We start from the raw sequence: 2030 nt of genomic DNA on the forward strand, positions 1-2030 counted from the left end.
GTAAGCGCTCCATAAACCCCACATTCAAAGCGCTGATCTGATCCCGGATGCTGTGCTCCCGATTCCCTCAGGAGCCAGCTCGCCATGATGCGACCCGATGCCAAAGTCGAAAAAGTGTATCTGTACCCCAAGCCCGTCGACTTCCGGAAATCTATCGACGGCCTGGCGGCGCTGGTCGAGTTGGATATAAAGGTGGCGGTCTTCGACCCCGTACTTTTCGTTTTCCTCAACAAGTCGCGCAACAGGGTGAAGATTTTGTACTGGGAGCGCAACGGGTTCTGCCTTTGGCTCAAGCGCCTCGAGTCCGAACGATTCAAAACATCGCCGGACGCCACCGACGAGGCTATCGTTCTGACCGTGCAGGAACTCAACTGGATGCTCGATGGCTTTGACCTCTGGCGCAACCGTCCTCATCAAGTTTTGACGCCGCGATTCGTAGCCTGATTCGGTATAATCCAGGGCATGAATTCCTTGCCCGAAAATCTTCCAGATGATCCCGTTCTGCTCAAGCAAATGCTTGGGCAGATGCTCGACGAGCGTCAGATGGATAAAGGAAAGATTGTTCGGCTAGAAGAACAGAATGCCCTACTGCTTCAGCGTCTGTTCGGACGTAAGTCCGAGCAAACAGCTGATGCGGCAACGCCGCAACTGGCCCTCTTCAATGAAGTAGAAAGCGTCGTCGAGCCTGTGGACGAAGCCTCAGATGAAGAGGTCGTTGCCCCGACCAAGCGCCGCGGTAAACGCAAGCCACTGCCCGCCGATCTGCCGCGTATCGAGATCATCCACGAACTTCCCGAACATGAACTGACGTGCGTCTGCGGCTGCCGCAAACACACGATTGGCGAAGAAGTCAGCGAGCAGCTTGAAATCGTGCCGATGCAGATCCGTGTGATGAGGCACGTTCGCAAAGTTTACGGTTGCCGCGACTGCGAGATGGCGCCGGTCACTGCTGACAAGCCGGCTCAACTGATTGAAAAAAGCATGGCCAGCCCAAGTGTTCTGGCGATGTTGCTGACCACTAAGTACGTCGATGGACTACCGCTTCACCGTTTCGAAAAAGTCTTGGGCCGCCATGGCGTCGATATCCCGCGCCAGACGTTGGCACGCTGGGTTATCCAGTGCGGTGAACACTTCCAGCCGCTGCTGAATTTAATGCGCGATAGCCTACTGGGCAGCCGCGTTATCCACTGCGATGAAACACGGGTACAGGTGTTGAAAGAGCCTGGCCGAGACCCAGGCAGCCAGTCTTGGATGTGGGTGCAAACCGGCGGCCCGCCAGATAAACCAGTGATCCTTTTTGACTACTCCACCAGCCGTGCGCAGGAGGTACCGACGCGCCTGCTCGAAGGTTATCGCGGCTATCTGATGACCGATGATTACGCCGGTTACAACGCGCTGGGCGCGCAAGCCAGGGTCGAGCGTCTAGGGTGTTGGGCGCATGCTCGTCGCAAGTTCGTGGAAGCACAAAAAGTGCAGCCTAAAGGCAAGACAGGACGTGCCGACATAGCGCTGAACTTGATCAACAAACTGTATGGCGTAGAGCGTGATCTAAAGGATGCGTGTGACGACGATCGTAAAACCGGCCGTCATGATCGGAGTCTGCCAGTACTGGCTCAGTTAAAAAGCTGGATGGAAAAGACGCAGCCACAAGTTACGTCTCAGAACGCCTTGGGCAAGGCCATCGGCTATCTGGCAAGTAACTGGAACAAACTGGAGCGGTATGTCGAGGAAGGCTATCTGCCAATCGACAACAACGCTGCCGAGCGCGCGATCAGACCCTTCGTCATCGGAAGAAAGAACTGGTTGTTTAGCGACACACCCAAAGGCGCGACCGCCAGTGCTCAACTTTACAGCTTGGTCGAGACTGCCAAAGCCAACGGCCAAGAGCCCTATGCGTGGCTGCGCCACGCATTAGAACGGCTACCGCTGGCGACCTCGGTTGGAGATTACGAAGCGCTGTTGCCGTGGAACTGCTCGCCGGTATCGCCCAGCTAAGCGCTCTACCCATCTTGTAGTCGGTGGGGTTTATG

At 56.0% G+C, this 2030-nt stretch carries 2 protein-coding genes; both read left to right on the plus strand.

Features of this window, described 5'->3' with window-relative positions; genetic code table 11:
• Nucleotides 1-84: 84 nt before the first annotated feature.
• The gene (tnpB, locus tag AACY30_RS27285; protein ID WP_339541464.1) at nt 85-444 is read left to right on the plus strand and encodes an IS66 family insertion sequence element accessory protein TnpB; all 360 of its coding nucleotides are present in this window, start codon (nt 85-87) and stop codon (nt 442-444) included.
• Nucleotides 445-462: 18 nt separating this feature from the next.
• A complete protein-coding gene (tnpC, locus tag AACY30_RS27290; protein ID WP_339541466.1) occupies nt 463-1995 on the plus strand; it encodes an IS66 family transposase in 1533 nt (510 codons plus the stop codon).
• The last annotated feature ends 35 nt before the right edge of the window (nt 1996-2030 follow it).

Source organism: Pseudomonas sp. RA_5y_Pfl1_P24 (genome assembly GCF_963970945.1).
Lineage (GTDB): Bacteria > Pseudomonadota > Gammaproteobacteria > Pseudomonadales > Pseudomonadaceae > Aquipseudomonas > Aquipseudomonas tritici.